This window comes from Microbacterium sp. ZW T6_19 (assembly GCF_044987465.1).
Lineage (GTDB): Bacteria > Actinomycetota > Actinomycetes > Actinomycetales > Microbacteriaceae > Microbacterium > Microbacterium natoriense_A.
This window is the reverse complement of sequence record NZ_JBJDRH010000005.1, coordinates 55,676-71,007: the sequence shown is the minus strand read 5'-3', so window position 1 is coordinate 71,007 and position 15,332 is coordinate 55,676. Positions and strand designations below refer to the sequence as shown.

Below are 15,332 nucleotides of genomic sequence, written 5' to 3'. Positions count from 1 at the left end.
TCCGCCGCGGGCCGCCCCCGCGTTCGGAAGGAGATCGCACGTTCGGAAGGACCGATTCGGCTGAGGGCTCCTTCTGAACGCGTGATCTCCTTCGGCGCGTGCGCGAGGTTCTGCGCACGCTCCGAAGGGTCAGGCCTCGGCGAGGAACGCGAGCGCGGCCTCCTTGAAGGCCCGCGATCCCGGGGCGTTGAAGTGGTTGCGATCCGGGATCTCGAAGAACGTGCCGTTCGGTGCGGCGGATGCGAGTGCCTTCGATCCTTCGATGATCGCGTCCTTCGAGCCCGTCGCGAACAGGATGGGGCGCGCGGGAGCATCCGCCGGGTCCGGATCGATCGTTCCCGAGGCCCGCATGCCCTCGGCCAGCGCGACGAGCGCCTGCAGGTCGTTGCCGGGGACGCGCTCGGTGAGGGCGATGTAGTTCTGCGTGGTCTGGTCGCTGACCGGCGTGCCGTCGGCGATGTACGCGCGCACCTGGTCGAGGTTCAGCCGGGCGAGGGGGATGCCGTCGGGTACGCCGCCGAGCACTGCACGGCCGATGCGGTGCGGTAGATCGCGCACGACCTCCCAGCCGACGCGTGCGCCGAGGGAGTACCCCACGTAGAGGGCATCGTCGACGAGGTAGGTGTCGAGAACGGACTCGACGTCGGTCACGAGGGTGCGGATGCCGTACGCGCCCGGTTCGTGCGGCTTCTCACTGAGGCCGTGGCCGCGCTGGTCGAGCGCGAGGACGCGATAGCCCGCGCGGGTGAGCTCACGGACCCACCCCGTGAGGACCCAGTTGTCGCGCGCGTTCGAGGCGAAGCCGTGCACGGCGACCACGACCGGAGCGTCGAGATCGCCCCACGTGTACGTCGCGAGGCTCGTGCCATCGGCGGCGTACACCTGCTGGGGTGCGGGCATGGAGGTGAGGTCTGCGAGAGGAACGGCCACGGATCCATCATGCCCCCGCATCCGGTCTCCGGTTCTGCGCCGGGCCTCCTGCCGCAGATCCGCCGCGGTGCGTCGAGTTCGACTCAGAGCACGACGATGAAACCGAGCACGGCGCTCGCGACGGCTAGCACGGCCAGCACAAGGGCGGGAGCGAAGGGCTCCTTGCGGCGCAGGTGCACGACGGTCGCGCCGACCATGATGATGGCGAGGCCGGTGCCCGCGAGCGGCGTGAGGATCGGAGCGATGCCGGTGAGCAGGGGGAGGACAAGGCCGAGTGCGCCGACGACCTCGAGGGTCGCGATGGCCTTGATGCTGCCGGCCGAGAAGTCCTCGGTCCAGGCCATGCCCTTCTCGGCGAGGGCGGCCTTCGGGGTGAGGACCTTCATGACGCCGCCGCCGAGCATGGCGAGGGCGAGCAGTCCGTTGACGATCCAGAGTGCGATCAGCATCCGAGGTTCCGTTCTGTTTCTTTGTTACGATCAGTAACCAAGAATGGAGCAATCGGATGACGCGTGCAAAAGGCACATCGATGTCACTGACGCACAGCGATGGGTGCGACACTGCGGGGTTCCCCGCCTACGAGAGCTCGTGCTCGGTCGATGACGGCGCCGGCCGTGCCATTCGCGACGTGCTCGACCGGGTGGGCGACAAGTGGTCGCTGCTGCTCATCGCGACGCTGAGCGGCGATCGCCTGCGGTTCAGCGAGCTGCTCAAGCACATTCCCGGGATCTCTCAGCGGATGCTGACGCTCACGCTCCGCCAGCTCGAGCGCGACGGTCTCATCAACCGCACGGTGTACGCCGAGGTTCCGCCGCGCGTGGAGTACGAGCTGACCGAACTCGGCAGAACGCTCATCCCGATGGCTCGTACGATCGGGGATTGGGCGCTCGCCAATCACCCGGCGATCGAAGAGGCGCGGGCCGAGTACGATGCGCGGCCGTAGGGCGTGGGTCGGGGGCCTCCCCGGCCGGCATGTGTTCGCACCCAAGGGGCCGGCACGCCGCATCGGGGGACGAATCCGTAGAAACATCCCCCGATGTGGCGTGCCGTCCCCCGATGTGGTTGCGGCAGGAACGGCCGGGACTCAGACCCCGGCGAGCTCGGGATCGAGGTCGCCGGCGGGAACCGTCTGACGCAGCGACTCGCCGAGCGCCGGATCCACGTTCGTCCAGTACTCGAAGAAACGCTCGCGGATCGCATCGATCGTGATGCTGCGGCCCTGACCGGTGAGCGTCTCCAGGAAGCGGGCGCGCTGCTCGTCGTCGAAGACGGTGCGGTACAGCGTGCCGGCCTGGCCGAAGTCGTCGTCATCGAGTCGCAGCGTCGCGGCGGCGCGCATCAGCTCGCCGTCGGACTCCCAGCTCGCCTCTGCACCGGCGACCGGATCCGCAACGGGGCCGCCGGCCGAGCCGAAGGAGTTCGGCGTGTACACGCGGTGCTCGGCCGGGTTGAACCGGTACTGCATCTGGCCCTCGTGCATGTAGTTGCGCACCTCGGCTGCGTGCGGCTGGTTGACCGGCAGCTGGTTGTAGTTCGCGCCGATGCGGTACCGCTGTGCGTCGGAGTACGCGAAGACGCGCGCCATCAGCATCTTGTCGGGCGAGATGCCCGTGCCGGGAACCTGGTTGCCCGGTGAGAACGCCGCCTGCTCGATCTCGGCGAAGAAGTTCTCCGGATTGCGGTCGAGCGTGAACGTGCCGACCTTGATTCGCGGGTAGTCCTTCTTCGACCACGTCTTGGTGAGGTCGAACGGGTTGAACCGGTAGGTCTTGCCCTCCTCGTACGGCATGACCTGCACGAAGACGTCCCACGACGGGTTGTCGCCCCGCGCGATCGCGTCGAAGAGGTCGCGGCGGTAGTAGTCGGCATCGGAGCCCGCGAGCTTCTCGGCCTCGGCGGCATCCATCCGCTCCACGCCCTGCTTCGACAGGAAGTGGTACTGCACCCAGAAGCGCTCGCCCGCCGCGTTGACCCACTGATAGGTGTGCGAGCCGTAGCCGTTCATGTGACGCCAGGATGCCGGCAGACCACGGTCGCCCATGAGGTAGGTGACCTGGTGGGCGGTCTCGGGGGAGAGCGTCCAGAAGTCCCACTGCATGTCGGCGTTGCGCAGACCCGAGTCGCCGAGTCGCTTCTGCGAGTGGATGAAGTCGGGGAACTTCATCGCGTCGCGGAGGAAGAAGGTCGGAGTGTTGTTGCCGACGATGTCGAGGTTGCCCTCGCTCGTGTAGAAGCGCAGCGCGAAGCCGCGCACATCGCGCCAGGTGTCGGGGGAACCCTGCTCGCCGGCGACCGACGAGAAGCGCAGCAGCGTCTCGCTCACGGCACCCGGCTGGAACGCCGCGGCGCGGGTGTAGGCCGACACGTCTTCAGTCACGGTGAACGTGCCGAACGCGCCGCCGCCCTTGGCGTGCGGGTTGCGCTCCGGCACGCGCTCGCGGTTGAACGAGGCGAGCTTCTCGACGAGGTATCGGTCATGCAGAACGGTGGGGCCGTCTGCGCCGACCGTGAGCGAGTGCGCGTCGCTCGCGACCGGGGTGCCGGTCTGGGTGGTGGTGGGCTCGGTCATGATTCTCCTTCTGCGCACGGGCGCGACGAACACCCCTGCCCTTCTGGGGAGGGCGGGTGGCGGGCGTCACGCTACCGGGCGACGTTCTGGCAACTGGGGCACAGGCCCCAGAAGGTGACTTCTGCTGTCTGGACGGTGAATCCCCCCGTGTCCGAGGGGGTGAGGCACGGCGCGACTCCAGTGACGCAGTCCACATCGCCGATCGCCCCGCAGGAGGTGCAGACGACGTGGTGGTGATTGTCTCCGATGCGTCGCTCGTAGAGCGCCGCGGAACCTGCCGGTTCGATCCGGCGGATGAGACCCGCCGTCGTCAGGTCCGCGAGGATGTTGTGCACCGACTGGATCGACGTGGTCGGCAGCAAGTCAGACACCGCGCGGTAGACCCGCTCGGCATCCGTGTGGGCCATGGAATCGAGGACCTCGAGAACGGCGACCCGGCCTGCGGTCGCCCTCAGTCCCGCGTCGCGAAGCGCGGTGTCGAGGTCGGTGTCCATGTCTCGACTGTACACGTTATTTTTAGCCGTTCAAAAGAAGTATCGGCATGTCGGTTGGGGACGGGGGATCCGAGAGTCGACGAATCACGGACGGGGTGACGAAAAGCGGATGCTCTCGCCGAATCAATCCGTGGATCGTCACCGGGACCGTGATTCGTCGCCCCAGTGCTCCGAGGAGCGGAAGGATCAGCCGATCGGATAGTCCACGAAGGCGAACGCCGAACCATCGGGCGCCCAGCTCGGCACGTTGATCGTTCCCTGTCCGCCCTCGAGCGCGGCGAGGATCCTCGGCGTGCCCCAGTCGTCGGTCGACACCAGCCGCAGCTCGACGAGCAGGTCGGCGGGGTGCCCAGTCGTGCCCGGCGGATAGCTCAGGTAAACCGCCACCTCGCCGTCGGGGGAGGTGTGCGGGAACCAGTTCACCCGTTCGTCGAAGGTGAGCTGCGTCAATTCGGACCCGTCGGGCCGTACTCGTGCGATCTGGGCGTGGCCGGGCGAGAACTGCTCGGTGTTGAACAGCATCCATTCGCCATCGGGCGTCCACTCGCATCCGTCCGCCGGACCCGGATGCGTCGTGACCGCCCTGTCATCCCGCCCGTCGACGCCGATCGTGTGGATCGTCGCCGACGCCCACCAGTTCTCGCCCTCCGGCTGCAGCCGCACGTACGCCAGCCGGCGACCGTCGGGACTCACCCCGTGCAGGAAGTGCATCGCCCCGTCGTCGGCGGTCACGCGCTGCGCCGCGCCTCCGGCCACCGGAACCTGCCAGATATGCCAGTCGTTCGCCGAGGCGAACACCGTCTCGCCATCCGGCGCGAGCACGTGGTCGTTGTTCGCGTCGGGCAGGCCGTCGACTCTGATCTCCTCGGGCGCCGTCGATCCGTCCACGCGCAGCAGCCACAGCCTGCCGTCGCCGTTGACGAGCAGGTGATCGTCGTCGGTCCAGTTCGGCGCCTCGTAGAGCAGATCGCTCGACTCGAAGACGGTGCGGATGCCGCCGGTCTCCCGCTCCCACACGCGGATGCGGCACGTCTGGCCCGGTCGGAGCTCGCGCCCGCGGTTCATGCCCGCTCCGCGAGGTGGGAGCGGATGCCTTCGACGATGAGGTCGTGGTCGTCCTGCGAGGACAGGCCCGACGCGGTCGCCGCCGCGACGACTCCCACGCCGCGCACGCGGATCGGGACCGAACCGCCCGTGATGGCGTAGTCGTCTCCCAGCCAGCCGGATCCGGCCGCGTCGATGCCGGCCGCGGTGAATCGGGCGTCCACGAGAGCGCTGCTCGTCTCCATCCGCAGGACGAGCGCCGCTTTGCGAGCGATCCAGACCTCCTGGTCGGGCGTGATCCCGGGCAGCGCCGCGCGGAACAGGATGAGCCCGGGGCGGCGGATGTCGATGCCGACGCCGTGACCTGCCGCCTGAGCGATCTCGGTGATGCGCGTGCCCAGCCGCCAGGCGTCGGCGTGGTCGAAGCCGTCGAAGACGAGCTCCCGCTCCTGCTGCTCGAACACGCTGATCAGATCGGTCATCGATGCCTCCTCGGCGAACGTCGTCAGCGCACGCTATCGCGTCGGGTGCGCAAGGCGGAAGAGTGGGGGGAAGGCGGATGCCGGGCAGCGCTCAGACGAAGCGCACGGTCTGCTGCAGGCGTGTGCGCACGTCGAACAGCTCGTTGCCGCCGATCGCCCGCACTCCGGGGACGCCCTGGCGGAGCACCATGCCGAGTGCACTGCGGCGCACGACCACGACCGGGACGCCGCGCACCGTGCCCATCGGCGTGACGGCCTGCACGAGGTCGTCATCGGGGAGCACGACGATCGCGCCGCCGAACCGCACGCGTGCGGCACGTGCGGTGACGCGCATGCGCGCGAGCAGGGCGGTGATCGGCGCGCGGACTCCCAGGCTCGGACCCGTGATCTCGCCGCGGCGGAAGCCGACGACTCCGCCGAAGTCCTCGGACATCACGCCGTACAGGCCCGAGGGGCTGAGCACGACATGGTCGAGCTTCTCCTCGGGGTCGGATCCGGCGGCGACGTCGTGCCAGACCGTGAAGCCCATGCCGAGGTCGGCGACGGTGCGGGCCGTGGCCTCCTCGGCGAGTGCATCGGCGAGCAGTCGCCGCAGCTCCCGTGGCGCCTGGCGCACGAGCGCCGGGTCGTAAGGGTCCGGCACTTCGGCGCCGATCCCGGCCCACTCGCGGATGAGGGTGAGATAGCGCTCCCTGCGCCATCCGCCGGGCTGCCCATACGAACGTGCGCGGGGGCGGGTGTCGGCGCGCACGGTCTGCACGCGCCATCCGCTCCATTCGTTCTCTTCCGCGAAGCCGTGCCCGCGGTCGTACGCCGCGCGGCTCTCGGGCGTGCCGACGAGTTCCCACGCGTGCTGCACCTGGATGAACACGGCGGCGTCGCCGCCCGTGTCGGGGTGCGTCTGCCGCAGGCGCAGCCGGTACGCGCGTCGCAGCTCGTCGTGGTCGACCGCGGGGTCGACGCCGAGCACCTCGTACGCCGAGGCCGAGAGCGGGCTGTCGAACATCTCGCTCCTTCCGACCGCGGAATCCAGCGTATCCGGCGATCTTCGGTGCCGAGTGCACGGGATGCTGTCGAGCGCACCCCCTGGTGACGTCAGGAACCCGTGCACTCGGCGCCCGGCCGTGCACTCGGCACGTCGAGCACTCTCACACCGCGACGTCGACGATGCGCTCGACTCCGACCACGGGTGCGACCGCACCGGCGGATGCTGCCGCGAGCTCGTCTGCGAGGGCCGAGAGTTCCGCCGCGGGAACCCACAGCTCCAGAGTGGCAGCCGCCGCGTATCGCGGCTCGCCCGGCATGGCGCCGTGGTGGCCCGCCCAGTCGCGCAGCAGATTGTCGTAGCGCCCGGCATCCCCGTGCGGAACGTCGACGCTCACCTGCGTGAGCGATTCGCGGCGCATGAGGTTAGCGAGATCCAGGGCCTCCGAGACCGCCGTGGAGTAGGCGCGCACCAGGCCTCCTGCGCCGAGCTTCACTCCGCCGAAGTACCGGGTGACCACCGCCACGACGTCGGTGATTTCGCGCCGCCGCAGCACCTCGAGCATCGGCATGCCGGCCGTGCCCGAGGGCTCGCCGTCATCCGAGGACCGCGCCTGGTCACCGAGCAGACCCGTGATCATCGCGCTGCAGTTGTGCCTGGCATCCCAGAACCTCTTGCGGATGCCGGCGATGACGGCATCCGCGTCCGCCGCATCCGAGACCGGCTCGATGCGGGCGATGAAGCGGGACTTCTTGACGATCAGCTCGTTCTCGACGGCCGCGGCGATCGTGGCGGGATACCGGCGGTCTGTGCTCACCCGGCCACGCTACCGCCGCGGGATGCCGCGGTCCGCGCCGATTGCACGCGACCTCGCCGAGCGCACGATCTGTCGACGTCGAGATCTCGTGCGCTCGGCGAGTTCACGTGACGTCGACGCAACCGGGCGACGCACCCGGGCGTTGTCGCGTCAGCGCTCGACGAACGACATCTGCTGCGGGTTGTAACGGTCGCCGTGCACGCCGATCGTGGCGGCCAGTCGGTCGAGGTCGGAGACCTCGTCGGCCGAGAGCGCGACGCCCGTCGACCCCGCATTCTCAGCGATGCGCGCCGTGCGTCGTGTGCCGGGGATCGGCACGATCCACGATTCGCGGGCGAGCAGCCAGGCGAGTGCGATCTGCCCCGGTGACGCCTCCTTGGCCGTCGCGAGCCCGGCGACGTGGTCGACGAGCGCCTGGTTGGCTGCGCGGTTCTCCTCGCTGAAGCGGGGGATCGTGCCGCGGATGTCGCCGTCCGCGAAGGGCGTCTTCTGGTCGACGGTTCCGGTGAGAAACCCCTTGCCGAGCGGGCTGAACGGCACGAAGCCGATCCCGAGTTCGCCCAGCACGGGCAGCACGGTCTCCTCGGGGTCGCGGGTCCACAGCGAGTACTCGCTCTGCAGCGCGGTCACCGGCTGCACGGCGTGCGCTCGCCTGATCGTCTCAGCCGAGGCCTCTGAGAGTCCGAAGTGCCGCACCTTGCCCTCGGCGATCAGCTCGGCCACGGTGCCGGCGACGTCTTCGATCGGCACCGCCGGATCGACCCGGTGCTGGTAGAACAGATCGATCACGTCGGTGCGCAGGCGCCGCAACGACTCCTCGGCGACGCGGCGGATCTGCTCAGGGCGGCTGTCGAGGCCCGTGCTCTTGCCGCCTTCGATGCGCCAGCCGAACTTCGTCGCGATCACCGCCTGGTCGCGCACCGGTTCGAGGGCTTCGCCGACAAGCTCCTCGTTGACGTAGGGGCCGTAGACCTCAGCGGTGTCGAAGAACGTGACGCCGAGGTCCAGCGCCGAGCGCAGCACCGCGATCATCTCTCCGCGGTCGCCGGGGTTCGGTCCGTAGCTCTGCGACATCCCCATGCAGCCGAGCCCGACCGCCGAGACCTCGAGGCCCTGTCCGAGTGTGCGTGTGTGCATCAACTGTCCCTTCGTCGTGTGAGTCGACGCTACGCCCGGTGCACCGGCTCGTGGGAGGGGCTGATGGAACCCCTCAACCGATCGATGGAGGCGCGTCGACCCGCGCGGGGGAAGAATGTGAGGATGCCGTCTGACGATCGTTCCGCCGTCGAGCCCGTGCGCGTGCGCACCTGGGCCGGGCTGATCGGTTCGGTGCGGATCGGCCAGGCTGGGATCACGGTGGTGCTCGTCGCGATCGGGTCGTGGCGCGCGGCCCTCGACGGCGTGCCGCTGCCGTGGGTGCTCGCGATCAGCCTCGTCTTCCTCGGCTGGTACGGGGGCGGGCTGCTGCTCAGCGATCGCACCGACGACCGGCGCCTCGCCGCCGGCTGGCTGCTCGGACTCACGCTGATCTGGTTCGGCGCCGTGGCGCTGTCGCCGGAGTACGTCTGGCTCGCCTTCGCCCTGTGGCTGCTCGCCGGATTCGTGCTGCGGATGCGGTGGGCTGCGGCCCTGAGCATCCTGATCCTGGCGGTCGTCATCGCCGCCCCGGTGCTGCATCACGGCACGACCAGCTACGCGAACGTGATCGGGCCCCTCGTGGGCGGAGTCTTCGCGCTCGGCATCTCGCGCGGCTACCTCGAACTCATGCGCGACGCGCGCGAACGACGCCGGCTCATCGCCTCGCTGGTCGCCACGCAGGACGAGATGGCCGCGCTGCAGGACGAGCTGGCACGCACGCAGCGCGAATCAGGGGCGAGCGCCGAGCGAACCAGGGTGTCGCGCGACATCCACGACACGGTCGCTCAGAGCATGGCGTCGATCGGAATGCTGGCGCGGATGGCGAGGGAGGCGGATGCCGACACCGCCCGCGCGCTCGAGCAGATCGCGGCGCTCGCCGCGGAAGGGCTGGCCGACGCCCGCCGCATCGTGAACGATCTCATGCCGGCGGAGCTCGAGCAGACCGCGCTTGGAGACGCGCTCGAGAGGATGCTGGTGCGGCTGTCGGAGGAAGCAGGGATCACGGCGACCCTGCAGGCGGACGATCTGCCGGCTCTCGGCCTCGACGCCGAGGTCGCGCTGCTGCGCACCGCGCAGTCGGCCCTCGCGAACGTGCGCTCGCATTCGGCCGCCTCCCGGGTGGTGGTGACGCTGGCGGACGCCGGTGACGCCGTTCGTCTGGACGTCGTCGACGACGGAGGCGGCTTCGATCCCGCGGGACTCGAAGCCGGAGGGCTCGGCGGCGGCTACGGTCTGCGAGCCATGCGCGCCCGGCTGCGCGAACTCGGCGGCGGACTCGACGTCGAGAGCGCGCCGGGTGACGGCACCGCGCTCTCGGCGTACGTGCCGCTCGGACCCAGGAGCTCGGCGCCCGGGCGACCGGATCGCCCGGATGACGGGGACGCATCATGACCGCCGTGCGCGTGCTGCTCGTCGACGATCATCCGATCGTCCGCGCAGGAGTGCGCTCGCTGTTCGACCGGCGCGACGACGTCGACGTGGTGGGGGAAGCGGCGTCGGGCGAGGAGGCGCTCGCGCTCGCCCGGCATCTCCATCCCGACGTCGTGCTGTGCGATCTGCGCCTCGGTGACGGTATGAACGGCGTGCAGACGACGGCGGCGTTGCGGGCGCAGCATCCGCCTCCCGCCGTCATCATCCTCACCACCTTCGATCGCGATGCCGAGATCCTCGGAGCGATCGAGGCGGGCGCTGCCGGATACCTGTTGAAGGACGTCGCACCGGAGGCGATCGTGCAGGCGATCCGTCAGGCGGCGGCGGGCGGGCTCGTGCTCACTCCCGAGCTCAGCGAGCGCGTCGTCGAGGTCATGCGGGCGCCTCGGGTGCGGCTCACCGATCGAGAGCTCGACGTGCTGCGGCTGCTCGACACCGGATCGTCGAACCGCGAGATCGCGAAGACCCTCTTCGTCACCGAGGCCACCGTGAAGACGCACCTCGTGCACGTCTTCGAGAAGCTGGGCGCCGACAGCCGCGCCCGTGCGATCGCGATCGCGCGCGACACCGGCATCCTCTGATCGGGTCAACCGTTCGATGGATCCGGGCGCGGGCGAGTCCGGCGAGTCTGGAATCAGCCTCGAAAGGACACCCCTCATGCGCAAGCTTTTCTACGCCGCGTTCGCCTACATGCTCGCCGGCGTGCTCTCCGGACTCTTCTATCGCGAGTTCACCAAGGCCAACGGCTTCCCGGAGGGGCAGGCGACACAGCTCGGACTCGTGCACACGCACCTGCTGGTGCTCGGCTTCGTCGTGCTGCTGATCGTGCTGCTGCTCGAGAAGGCGTTCGCGCTGAGCGAGAGCCGCCTGTTCGGCTGGTTCTTCTGGATCTACAACGCCGGACTCGTGCTCACGTCGGCCATGCTCGTGTGGCACGGGTGCCTGACCGTGCTGGGTCAGGACTCGTCCGCCATGATCTCCGGGATCGCCGGCACCGGGCACATCCTCCTCTCAGCGGGCATGGTGCTGCTGTTCCTCGCCCTGCGCACACGCCTGTTCGCCGCGAAGCCTGCGGTCGCGGCATCCGCCTGATCCCGCGCCGCTACTCCGTCGAGTCGTCGCGCAGGTGCGCGATATGCGCCTCGTGGCGGGAGATGTGGTGCGGAGACCTGCGCACGAACAGCCAGGCGACCACGAGCAGCGCGAACCAGATCGGCGTCACGAGCAGTGCGGTCAGCGTGTCGGGCTGCGTCGTCAGCGCCCAGAGGATGAACACGAAGAACGCGAGCACCACGTAGGGCATGAACAGTCCGCCCGGCATCCGGAACCTCGAGGATGCCGCCTTCTCCGGCCGAGTGCGGCGGTACACGATGTAGCTGATCAGGAAGATCGTCCAGACGAACATGAAGCACACGGCCGAGACCGTGGTCACCATGTCGAAGGCCGTGCCGATGTCTTTGCCCGCGTACAGCAGGACGACGCCGGACAGCAGCAGGATGCAAGAGAGGAACAATGCGTTCTGCGGCACCTTGCGCCGCGACAGCCGACCGAACATGCGCGGGGCGTCGCCATCCTGCGCGAGGCCGAACACCATGCGCGAGGTCGAGTAGATGCCGGAGTTCGCGCTCGACATCGCCGAGGTCAGCACCACGAGGTTGACGACGGTCGCGGCGATCCCGAGCCCGGCGAGGGCGAACATCGCGATGAAAGGGCTCTCCCCGGCGACGTACTCGGTCCATGGGGTGACCGCCATCAGCACGATCAGCGCGCCGACGTAGAACAGCAGCACGCGGATCGGGATCGCGTTGATCGCCTTGGGCAGATTGCGCTCCGGATCCTTGGTCTCGGCCGCGGCCGTGCCGACGAGCTCGATGCCCACGAACGCGAACACCGCGATCTGGAAGCCGGCGACGAAGCCCATGAAGCCGTGCGGGAACATGCCGCCGTGATCCCACAGGTTGGCGAAGGATGCCGTGCCCGCGTCGTGCTGAAAGCCCGTGAAGATCATCACGAGACCCGTGATGATCAGCGCGACGATCGCCACGATCTTGATCAGCGCGAACCAGAACTCCATCTCGCCGAACGCGGCGACCGTTGGCAGGTTCAGAGCGAGCAGGATGACGATGACGAGCAGCCCGGGTATCCACAGCGGGATGCCGGGGATCAGGGCATCCGTGTATCCGGCGATCGCGATCACGTCGGCGACGCCGGTGACGACCCAGCAGAACCAGTAGGTCCAGCCGGTGAAGAACCCGGCCCACGGACCGAGCAGATCGCTCGCGAAGTCGCTGAAGGACTTGTACTTGAGGTTGGACAGCAGCAGCTCGCCCATCGCCCTCATCACGAAGAAGAGCATGAACCCGATGATCATGTAGACGAAGATCACCGAGGGCCCGGCGACCGAGATGGTCTTTCCGCTGCCCATGAACAAGCCGGTGCCGATCGCTCCGCCGATCGCGAGCAGCTGGATGTGACGGTTGCTCAGCGCTCGCCGCAGGTGCTCCTCCTCGCCCGCTCCCGTCGCCGTTCCCCCTGCTTGCTGATTCGTCACTGTCGTCCTCCGGTCGTCGGCTGCAGCCCGCGAGCGGGCACGGTGTGCAGGCTAATGCACGCGGATGCCGTCACCGGGGTGATCCGCCGAAGGTCAGCCGGATCGGCTACTTCGCGACGAGGGTGGTCTCGAAGCTGTACATGTCGGGGCGGTAGCAGTGGTGGCCGTACTCGATGGCTCTGCCAGAGTCGTCGAAGGCGATGCGCTCCATCGTGAGGACGGGGCCGCCGTCGTCGATGTCGAGCAGCTCGCTCTCGTCGCCCTCGGCACGACGGGCGCCGATCTTCTGCTTCGCGATCCTGATCGTCACTCCGCGCGCGCGGAGGATCTGGTACAGCCCGCGGGTGCCGAGGTCGTCGGTGGTGATGTCGCGGAACTCCGGGGGGAGGTAGTTCTCCAGCACGGCGACAGGCAGCCCGTCGGTGCTGCGCTGACGGCGGATGTAGACGACGTCCGCACCGACGGCGACTCCGAGGCCGATCGCGACCGCGTCCGTCGCGGGGACGACCTCGTGGGCGAGCACGCGTGTTCCCGGTTCGTGATGCGAGCCCTGCAGATCCTCGTAGAGGCTCGTGAGCTCGACCTGACGCGTGACCTGGCCCTGGACCACCTGCGTGCCGATGCCGCGCCGTCGCACGAGCAGGCCCTTGTCGACGACCTCTTGGATCGCGCGGCGGACGGTCGGCCGGGACAGGCCGAGGCGCTGGGCGATCGCGATCTCGTTCTCGAGGCGCGCGCCGGCGGGGATCGCCCCGGAGTGGATGGCGGCTTCGAGGCGGCTGGACACCTGGTAATACAGCGGCACGGGGCCGGTGCGATCGAGGTCGGCGAACAGCTCGTCCGGCCAATGGGGCTCTTCGCCGGCCATCGTTCCCTCCCCGCCCCGCGCGTTCACGGGGTCATGTTCCGACAATCTTACGTCCGCATGTGCCATCGCCGAATCCCTTGCATCGAAGGGCCCATGTGCTATTGTTAGGACATTCGAGCATCGAAGCGGATGCCGTCGTACAGAGAGGTGTTCGGGCTCATGACCGAGACGCAGGATGCACCCGAGATCATCGCCTTGGGACGCCTTGGAGTCGACCTCTATCCGCTCCAGAGCGGGGTCGGCCTCGAAGACGTGGCGAGCTTCGGCAAGTACCTCGGCGGCAGCGCGGCGAACGTGACAGTCGCAGCCGCTCGGCACGGTCGCCGGCCGGCCCTCGTCTCCCGTGTGGGAGACGATCCTTTCGGCCGCTATCTGCACCGCGAGCTCGACCGTCTCGGTGTCGATCGCGCCGGCGTGGCCGTCGATCCACTGCTGAAGACGCCGCTGACGTTCTGCGAGATCTTCCCACCCGACGACTTCCCGCTCTACTTCTACCGGGATCCGAAAGCGCCCGACCTGAACATCGACACAGACCAGCTCGACCTCGAGGCCGTGCGTGCGGCCGATCTGCTGTGGCTGACGGTCACTGGCCTCAGTCAGGAGCCGAGCCGTTCCGCACACCTCGCAGCGCTCGCGGCGCGAGGCCGCGCCAAGCACACGGTGCTCGATCTCGACTACCGGCCGATGTTCTGGAGCGATCCAGCATCGGCATCCGCTCAGGTCGACGCCGTGCTCGATCATGTCACGGTGGCCGTCGGAAATCGCGAGGAGTGCGAGATCGCGGTGGGCGAGACCGACCCGCATCGCGCCGCCGACGCGCTGCTGGATCGCGGGATCGAGCTCGCGATCGTGAAGCAGGGGCCCCGAGGCGTGCTCGCCAAAACCCGTGAGGAAGAGGTGGAAGTTCCTCCGGTGATCATCGACGTCGTCAACGGCCTCGGCGCGGGCGACGCCTTCGGCGGAGCGCTGTGCCACGGGCTGCTGAGCGGCTGGGAACTCGAGCGGATCATCCGGTTCGCGAACGCGGCCGGGGCGATCGTCGCCTCGCGCCTCGAATGCTCCACGGCCATGCCGACGACGGCAGAGGTCGACGCGGTGATGGCAGGGGAGAACTGACATGGGCGGCATGCTGACCGCATCCGACTTCGCCCGGCTGCGCGAGGTGCGCTCCCGACGCCCTCACGAGATCGTCGACGCGCTGCGTGCGCGCACGAGACGCGAGATCCTCGGCGATGACGACCGGATGTTCATCGTCGCCGCCGATCACCCGGCCAGGGGCGCGCTCGCGGTCGGACCCGACGCGACGGCGATGGCCGACCGGTACGACCTGCTCGACCGTCTCGCCACGGCACTCTCCCGCCCCGGGGTCGACGGCGTGCTCGGCACACCCGACATCATCGACGATCTCGCGGCCCTCGGTCTGCTCGACGGCAAGGTCGTGGTCGGTTCGATGAACCGGGGCGGCCTCCGTTCCGCATCTTTCGAGATGGACGACCGCTTCACCGGCTACGACGTGCAGAGCCTGATCGACTCCCGCCTCGACTTCGCGAAGACGCTCATGCGCATCAACTTCGACGACGAGGGGACCTCGGCGACGCTCGAGGCCACCGCGCGTGCCGTCACTCAGGCGGCCGCCGCTCGTCTGCCCATCATGCTGGAGCCCTTCGTGAGCGAGTGGAAGGACGGCCACGTCGTCAACGACCTCACCCCGGACGCTGTCATCCGCTCGATCGCGATCGCCGCCGGCCTCGGCGGCAGCAGCGCGTACACCTGGATGAAGCTGCCCGTCGTCGCTGACATGGAGCGTGTGATGGCGGCGACGACCATGCCGACTGTGCTGCTCGGCGGCGACTCGCCCGACGACCCCGACGAGACCTTCGCCGCATGGGAGGACGCGTTGTCCCTCCCCGGAGTGCGCGGGCTCACCGCCGGTCGCACCCTTCTCTACCCGCCCGACGGCGACGTCGCTGCGGCCGTCGACATCGCGGCCCGACTCGTCCACCCCGCACTGATCTGAGGAGCAC

At 68.9% G+C, this 15,332-nt stretch carries 17 protein-coding genes; 6 read left to right on the top strand and 11 right to left on the bottom strand.

From position 1 onward, the window contains the following. Positions 1 to 129: 129 nt before the first annotated feature. Positions 130 to 930: an alpha/beta fold hydrolase gene (locus tag ACI3KT_RS09275; protein ID WP_307292869.1), complete on the bottom strand. Its 801-nt coding sequence runs from the start codon at positions 928 to 930 to the stop codon at positions 130 to 132. 83 nt (positions 931 to 1,013) lie between these two features. Continuing rightward, complete coding sequence (locus ACI3KT_RS09270; RefSeq protein ID WP_404903795.1) at positions 1,014 to 1,379, bottom strand: DoxX family protein; 366 nt, start codon at positions 1,377 to 1,379, stop codon at positions 1,014 to 1,016. 80 nt (positions 1,380 to 1,459) lie between these two features. Between ACI3KT_RS09270 and ACI3KT_RS09265 the strand changes: the two genes are divergently transcribed. Continuing rightward, positions 1,460 to 1,873, top strand: a complete 414-nt coding sequence (locus ACI3KT_RS09265) for a winged helix-turn-helix transcriptional regulator (protein WP_404903794.1) — start codon at positions 1,460 to 1,462, stop codon at positions 1,871 to 1,873. Positions 1,874 to 2,014: 141 nt separating this feature from the next. Here ACI3KT_RS09265 and ACI3KT_RS09260 read toward each other — a convergent pair whose 3' ends face one another. The 7 genes from ACI3KT_RS09260 to ACI3KT_RS09230 form a co-directional block, all read right to left on the bottom strand. Continuing rightward, the gene (locus tag ACI3KT_RS09260; protein ID WP_292904560.1) at positions 2,015 to 3,499 is read right to left on the bottom strand and encodes a catalase; all 1,485 of its coding nucleotides are present in this window, start codon (positions 3,497 to 3,499) and stop codon (positions 2,015 to 2,017) included. 71 nt (positions 3,500 to 3,570) lie between these two features. After that, positions 3,571 to 3,993 carry a Fur family transcriptional regulator gene (locus ACI3KT_RS09255; RefSeq protein WP_404903792.1) on the bottom strand — a complete coding sequence of 141 codons (423 nt, stop codon included), beginning with the start codon at positions 3,991 to 3,993 and terminating at the stop codon, positions 3,571 to 3,573. A 186-nt stretch (positions 3,994 to 4,179) separates the two neighbouring features. Continuing rightward, on the bottom strand, positions 4,180 to 5,058 hold the full coding sequence (locus ACI3KT_RS09250; RefSeq protein ID WP_404903790.1) for a TolB family protein: 879 nt from the start codon (positions 5,056 to 5,058) through the stop codon (positions 4,180 to 4,182). Further along, entirely contained in the window at positions 5,055 to 5,519 is a 465-nt protein-coding gene (locus ACI3KT_RS09245) for a heme-degrading domain-containing protein (protein WP_404903788.1), read from the bottom strand. The genes ACI3KT_RS09250 and ACI3KT_RS09245 overlap by 4 nt, the downstream gene beginning before the upstream one ends. 91 nt (positions 5,520 to 5,610) lie before the next feature. Next, on the bottom strand, positions 5,611 to 6,525 hold the full coding sequence (locus ACI3KT_RS09240; protein WP_292904568.1) for a J domain-containing protein: 915 nt from the start codon (positions 6,523 to 6,525) through the stop codon (positions 5,611 to 5,613). A 142-nt stretch (positions 6,526 to 6,667) separates the two neighbouring features. After that, positions 6,668 to 7,321, bottom strand: a complete 654-nt coding sequence (locus tag ACI3KT_RS09235; RefSeq protein WP_404903786.1) for an IMPACT family protein — start codon at positions 7,319 to 7,321, stop codon at positions 6,668 to 6,670. A gap of 150 nt (positions 7,322 to 7,471) precedes the next feature. Further along, entirely contained in the window at positions 7,472 to 8,458 is a 987-nt protein-coding gene (locus tag ACI3KT_RS09230) for an aldo/keto reductase (protein WP_404903784.1), read from the bottom strand. A 123-nt stretch (positions 8,459 to 8,581) separates the two neighbouring features. Here ACI3KT_RS09230 and ACI3KT_RS09225 point away from each other — a divergent pair, with 123 nt between their 5' ends. From ACI3KT_RS09225 to ACI3KT_RS09215, 3 genes are all read left to right on the top strand, one after another. Beyond that, positions 8,582 to 9,850: a sensor histidine kinase gene (locus ACI3KT_RS09225; RefSeq protein ID WP_404903782.1), complete on the top strand. Its 1,269-nt coding sequence runs from the start codon at positions 8,582 to 8,584 to the stop codon at positions 9,848 to 9,850. Then, positions 9,847 to 10,470, top strand: coding sequence for a response regulator (locus ACI3KT_RS09220; protein ID WP_404903780.1), 624 nt, complete (start codon positions 9,847 to 9,849; stop codon positions 10,468 to 10,470). The genes ACI3KT_RS09225 and ACI3KT_RS09220 overlap by 4 nt, the downstream gene beginning before the upstream one ends. A gap of 76 nt (positions 10,471 to 10,546) precedes the next feature. Continuing rightward, the gene (locus tag ACI3KT_RS09215; protein WP_404903778.1) at positions 10,547 to 10,981 is read left to right on the top strand and encodes a DUF2871 domain-containing protein; all 435 of its coding nucleotides are present in this window, start codon (positions 10,547 to 10,549) and stop codon (positions 10,979 to 10,981) included. Positions 10,982 to 10,991: 10 nt separating this feature from the next. Here ACI3KT_RS09215 and cycA read toward each other — a convergent pair whose 3' ends face one another. Next, on the bottom strand, positions 10,992 to 12,440 hold the full coding sequence (gene cycA, locus ACI3KT_RS09210; RefSeq protein WP_404903776.1) for a D-serine/D-alanine/glycine transporter: 1,449 nt from the start codon (positions 12,438 to 12,440) through the stop codon (positions 10,992 to 10,994). A gap of 106 nt (positions 12,441 to 12,546) precedes the next feature. Continuing rightward, the gene (locus ACI3KT_RS09205) at positions 12,547 to 13,308 is read right to left on the bottom strand and encodes a GntR family transcriptional regulator (protein WP_292904582.1); all 762 of its coding nucleotides are present in this window, start codon (positions 13,306 to 13,308) and stop codon (positions 12,547 to 12,549) included. A gap of 159 nt (positions 13,309 to 13,467) precedes the next feature. On the opposite strand from ACI3KT_RS09205, the gene iolC reads away from it, so the two are divergent. Both iolC and ACI3KT_RS09195 read left to right on the top strand, forming a co-directional pair. After that, positions 13,468 to 14,424, top strand: coding sequence for a 5-dehydro-2-deoxygluconokinase (gene iolC / locus ACI3KT_RS09200; RefSeq protein WP_404903774.1), 957 nt, complete (start codon positions 13,468 to 13,470; stop codon positions 14,422 to 14,424). Between the two features lies 1 nt (position 14,425). Further along, on the top strand, positions 14,426 to 15,325 hold the full coding sequence (locus ACI3KT_RS09195) for a deoxyribose-phosphate aldolase (RefSeq protein ID WP_292904586.1): 900 nt from the start codon (positions 14,426 to 14,428) through the stop codon (positions 15,323 to 15,325). Positions 15,326 to 15,332 lie beyond the last annotated feature (7 nt).